At 67.5% G+C, this 4525-nt stretch carries 7 protein-coding genes; 1 reads left to right on the forward strand and 6 read right to left on the reverse strand.

Features of this window, described 5'->3' with window-relative positions:
* The 3 genes from B4M62_RS08665 to B4M62_RS08675 all read right to left on the reverse strand — a co-directional run.
* A partial coding sequence (locus B4M62_RS08665; RefSeq protein ID WP_290706724.1) for a 2,4-dienoyl-CoA reductase FMN-binding domain-containing protein occupies positions 1 to 1025 on the reverse strand: 1025 nt, incomplete at its 3' end.
* An 8-nt stretch (positions 1026 to 1033) separates the two neighbouring features.
* Positions 1034 to 1612: a PadR family transcriptional regulator gene (locus B4M62_RS08670; protein WP_290706725.1), complete on the reverse strand. Its 579-nt coding sequence runs from the start codon at positions 1610 to 1612 to the stop codon at positions 1034 to 1036.
* A 49-nt stretch (positions 1613 to 1661) separates the two neighbouring features.
* A complete protein-coding gene (locus B4M62_RS08675; RefSeq protein WP_290706727.1) occupies positions 1662 to 2549 on the reverse strand; it encodes a Sir2 family NAD-dependent protein deacetylase in 888 nt (295 codons plus the stop codon).
* A gap of 84 nt (positions 2550 to 2633) precedes the next feature.
* On the opposite strand from B4M62_RS08675, the gene B4M62_RS08680 reads away from it, so the two are divergent.
* Positions 2634 to 3257, forward strand: a complete 624-nt coding sequence (locus tag B4M62_RS08680; RefSeq protein ID WP_290706728.1) for a TMEM175 family protein — start codon at positions 2634 to 2636, stop codon at positions 3255 to 3257.
* Positions 3258 to 3270: 13 nt separating this feature from the next.
* Here the strand turns inward: B4M62_RS08680 and B4M62_RS08685 are convergent, their stop codons facing one another.
* The 3 genes from B4M62_RS08685 to B4M62_RS08695 form a co-directional block, all read right to left on the reverse strand.
* On the reverse strand, positions 3271 to 3729 hold the full coding sequence (locus tag B4M62_RS08685) for a hypothetical protein (RefSeq protein WP_290706729.1): 459 nt from the start codon (positions 3727 to 3729) through the stop codon (positions 3271 to 3273).
* 26 nt (positions 3730 to 3755) lie between these two features.
* Positions 3756 to 4172, reverse strand: a complete 417-nt coding sequence (locus tag B4M62_RS08690; protein ID WP_290706731.1) for a molybdenum cofactor biosynthesis protein MoaE — start codon at positions 4170 to 4172, stop codon at positions 3756 to 3758.
* Positions 4165 to 4525 (reverse strand): molybdopterin-binding protein (locus B4M62_RS08695; RefSeq protein ID WP_290706733.1); only part of this gene is annotated, 361 nt, incomplete at its 5' end. The genes B4M62_RS08695 and B4M62_RS08690, both read right to left, overlap by 8 nt.

Here is a 4525-nt window from a genome sequence, read left to right on the forward strand (position 1 = left end):
GTGTTGATCTCGTCGGCGCGGCCGTCGCGGGCCTTGTTGGGCAGCTCGGGGTCGGCCAGCATCGGCCGGGCCATCGAGACGGCGTCGACCCGGCCCCGGTCGAGGATCTCCTCGGCGAACTCCGGGGTGTTGATGCGGTTGGAGGCGATCAGTGGGATCGACACTTCGGCGCGCAGCCGTTCGGTGAACTTGACGAACGCACCGCGGGGCACCGAGGTGACGATCGTCGGGACGCCGGCCTCGTGCCAGCCGATATCGGTGTTGATCGCGTCGACGCCCAGATCCTGCGCGGTGCGTGCCAGGAGGGCGATCTCATCCCACGTCTGGCCGTTCTTCACGAAGTCGGCGATCGACTGGCGCAGGATGACCGGGAAGTCGGCGGGAACCTGCTTGCGCACGGCCTTGATGATTTCGACGAGGAAGCGCTGACGATTCTCCGTCGAGCCGCCCCAGTTGTCGGTGCGGTCGTTGGTGTGCGGGCAGAGGAACTGGTTGATCAGGTAACCTTCGCCGCCCATGAGTTCGACCGCGTCATATCCAGCCCGGTGGGCGAGCTTCGCAGACTGGCCGAAGGACTTGATGACATGCCAGATGATGGGTTCGGTCATCTTGAGGTGCTTGAACGGGTGAATCGGCGAGGGCTCGGATCCCGCCGCGACCTTCAGCGGCGTGTAGCCGTAGCGTCCGGCGTGGATGAGCTGGATCGCGATCGCCCCGCCGGCCTCGTGCACGGCCTGGGTGAGCCGGCGGTGACGCCGAACGTCCACACCGTTGGTGATCTTGCCGGCGAACGGCAGGAGCTGGCCGGTCCGGGTGGTGGCGAAGCCGCCGGTGATGATGAGGCCGGCGCCGCCGCGTGCTCGCTCGGCGTAGTACGCGGCGAGTTTGTCGGTGTCCCACACGCGGTCTTCGAGGCCGGTGTGCATGGACCCCATGACGATGCGGTTGGGCAGGGTGAGGCCGTTGATCCGCAACGGTTCGAATAGTCGGGGGTAGTGGGGGTTGGGGGCGGCGGGAGAGGTCACGGTGATCCTTAATCGGAGACGGGGCTGGGTTGATCGGCGGTGGTGCGGTTACGTTCGCGGGTGAGGCCGTCGATGACTTCGTCACACCAGTCGACGGCGCTCTGTGCCCCGCGGATGCCACCGCGCAGGACGAGGTACTGGTGCAGTTTGCGGCCGGTCAGCGCGTCGGGGTCGGGATAGTCTTGCTCGGCGAATCCGTGGTAGAGCCCGAGGAGCCGGCGGCTCTTCTCCCGGTATTGCTCGACCTCGAGGATGACCGAGCCGAGATCGCCGTGCTCGGCCCCGCGGATCTTGACACCGATTTCGTTGCGAAGGGGGGTGACCGGGGTGGGCGTGGAGACCCAGGTCGCGAGGCGTTCGCGCCCGAGGCCGGAGAGCTGATAGACCTTCTTGTCCGGTCGGCCGTCCTGCACGACGGGTTCGAAGTCGACGAGGCCGTCGGCGTGGAGCTTTTTCAAGGTGCGATAGACCTGTTGATGCGTCGCCGACCAGAAGTGACCGATCGACCGATCGAATTGCTGCGCAATTTCATAACCGGTGCCGGGCCGTTCGGCCAGGGAAACCATGATCGCATTCTCCAGCGCCATACGTGCACAGTAGCAGTGCACTATGTTGCTATGCAACAAGGTTCATAAGTCAGGCTGAGTCTTGGCTCAGCGCCCGCGTGACGCCGGGGAGAATCACCTCGCAGCGGTGATCGATCTTGATCGCGGCAAGGCTGTCACCTCGCGTCGCACCCCGGTTGACGATCGCCACGGGCGTACCGATCCGGGCAGCGTGCCGGACGAACCGCAGGCCGGACATGACGGTCAGCGAGCTACCGGCGACCAGCAGGGCATCCGCGGCGTCGACCATCGCAAAGGCCTGGTCCACCACGTCTTTCGCGACCGCTTCACCGAAATAGACGATGTCGGGTTTGAGTATCCCGCCGCACCGCGGGCAGTCCACCACGACGAATTCCGCGGTGTCGGTCAGGACGGCGTCGGCGTCGGGGGCCACCTCGATCGCTCCACGGCCGACGACCCGATCGGAGAACCCCGTGTTGGCGGCCTCGAGTTCCCGGTGCAAGGTGTAGCGCGAAAGTCGGTGCCCGCAGTCCAGGCAGATCACCCGTCCGTAGGAGCCGTGCAGATCGATGACCCGTCGCGAACCCGCCTTCATGTGCAGCATGTCGACGTTCTGCGTGATCACACCGGTGACCAGGCCGGATGACTCCATTGCCGCGAGCGCTCGATGTGCCGCGTTGGGATGTGCCGCGTCCATGTGCCGCCAGCCCAGATGGTTGCGGGCCCAGTAGTGGCGCCGGAACTCGGCAGAACCGAGAAACATCTGGATTGTCATCGGGGTCCGCGGCGGTGCGCCGGGGCTGCGGTAGTCGGGGATCCCCGACGGCGTCGAGAGCCCTGCCCCGGTGAGGGCGAGTGTGCGCCGGCCGTCGAGGAAGCCGGCCAACTCGGCTGCCCGGCCCTGCGGATCGGGGTCGGGCGAGGTCGCCTCGGCAGGCTCCCACGCGGTCGGGCGCATGTTCAGTCCTCGCCCGGTGAACCGTGGTACGGCATGCCTGAAATGTATCAGCGCCGGGCGACCGCACGCCCTACGCTTCATCCCATGCCGAACGATCCGCAGCGCCGCACCACCGAGGGCCTGCGGCGGCTCATCATGTTTTCCGACGCGGTGGTAGCCATCGCGATGACGCTGCTGGTGCTGCCGGTGGCCGACGTCGCCGGCAAACTGCAGGTGCAGCGAACCTTCCTCCAGGCGGTCGGCGAGCACCGCAACGAGTTGATGGGGTTCATTGTCAGCTTCACCGTTATCTGGGTGTTGTGGCGCAACCACCACCAGATCATGGAGAACTACCGCAACTACAACTCGACGATGTTCAACGTCCACTTCGCCTGGCTGCTCTCGATCGTCGTGCTTCCGCTGGCCACCGCGCTGATCTCCAATGATCAAGTGCCCTGGGCGGATGCCTTCTACCTCGTGGTGCTGGCCGTCGCCATCGGATCTCTCATCACCATTGCGCGCCAAGGGGCCCGCCATCGCGACCTACTCGTCGACGACGATGACGTTCGTGCCGGCCTGGCCGGGTGGTCGGGCGTCGGCACCCTCTTGGCGCTGGTGGTGGCCCTGGTCATCACCCTGGTCTGGCCGTCGGTGGGCAGCCTGCCGCTGCTGCTTCTGCTCATCCCCGGACCGGTGAACGCCTTGGTCACCAGGGTGCGGGGCGGATAGCAGCCGGTGGGGGTCAGCCGTGCAGCAGCAGGGCCATCGCGGCCACGATGAGTGCGACGATCTTGACCAGTTCCAAGCCGCCGTAGTAGAAGTGCGCGGTGCTGCGCCGGTCCTGCGCGGTGGTGCCGTCGCCGGCGAGCACTTCGTCGGATCGGCGGTTCAGTGCGGGCCGCACGCCGACGACCTGCGCGGCGAGGCAGACAATGGCGCTGACAGTACCGACCCAGATGGCCGCCGGGCCATGATTGCCGGCGGCGAAGGCCAGCACGATTCCGGCGACGGCGATGACGCCCAGTACGGCCTCGACGGCGTTTAGTGCGCGGAACACCCGACGCCCGATTCCGAGGCCGATCGCGAGGGTGACCCCGGGCGCGGTGAACTTGAGCGGCGCCTCGAGGAACGAGATCGCGATCACCATGCCCAGCCAGAGCAGCACCGCGACGAGTGTCAGGGCGGCCCCAACGGAACTCATGTGTACCTATCTCCTGTCGTGGTCGATCAACAGCCCGGGTTTTGCCAGTCAGCAGTGCCGTCGGCGTAGGTCTCGTATTTCCAGATCGGAACGACGGCCTTCACCGCGTCAATCACCGCCGCGCACACCGCGAATGCCTCCCGCCGGTGCGGCGCGCTGACCGCGACGACGACGGCGATGTCGCCGATCGAGAGCTCACCGATCCGGTGCTGCGCCGCGACGCGGACGTCGGCGGTGCGGTGCTCCGCGCACACCTGCGCCAGGAATTCACCGGCGCGCGGATGCGCCTCGTAGCGCAGCGCGGTTACCGCGCGGTCGTCGTGGTGATCGCGAACGGTCCCGGTGAACGTGACGATGGCACCGTCGGCGGCGGTGTGGACGGCGCGCTCGCAGTCCCGCGGATCCAGGGGGGTCGACGCGATGGCGGGCAGGCGACTACTCATGGCCGCCGCCGGCGGCGAGGTGGAACAGGTGCGTGATCAACGGGTCGAGGACCGCTATCCCGTCGCGGACGCCGCCACGGGAGCCGGGTAGGTTCACCACCAGTGTCCGGCCGGCGAACCCGGCCAGGCCACGGCTCAGCGACGAAAACGGCGTCGAGGCGCGGCCGGCCTGCCGCAGCGCCTCGGCGATACCGGGCAGTTCGGTGGTCAGATGGGGGGCGGTGGCTTCGGGGGTGTGGTCGTCGGAGGTGGGCCCGGTCCCGCCCGTCGTGATCAGTAGTGCCGGCTCGTGCGCCAGCGCCGCCGGCACCGCGCCCGCGATCCCGGCATCGGCCACGATAGTCGGCTCACCG

This window comes from Gordonia sp. UBA5067, assembly GCF_002414845.1.
GTDB lineage: Bacteria > Actinomycetota > Actinomycetes > Mycobacteriales > Mycobacteriaceae > Gordonia > Gordonia defluvii.

Coding starts and splice junctions, on each gene's coding strand:
- B4M62_RS08670 (WP_290706725.1), bottom strand. CDS start 1,612: ATGGCGCTGGAGAATGCGATCATGGTTTCCCTGGCCGAACGGCCCGGC.
- B4M62_RS08675 (WP_290706727.1), bottom strand. CDS start 2,549: ATGCGCCCGACCGCGTGGGAGCCTGCCGAGGCGACCTCGCCCGACCCC.
- B4M62_RS08680 (WP_290706728.1), top strand. CDS start 2,634: ATGCCGAACGATCCGCAGCGCCGCACCACCGAGGGCCTGCGGCGGCTC.
- B4M62_RS08685 (WP_290706729.1), bottom strand. CDS start 3,729: ATGAGTTCCGTTGGGGCCGCCCTGACACTCGTCGCGGTGCTGCTCTGG.
- B4M62_RS08690 (WP_290706731.1), bottom strand. CDS start 4,172: ATGAGTAGTCGCCTGCCCGCCATCGCGTCGACCCCCCTGGATCCGCGG.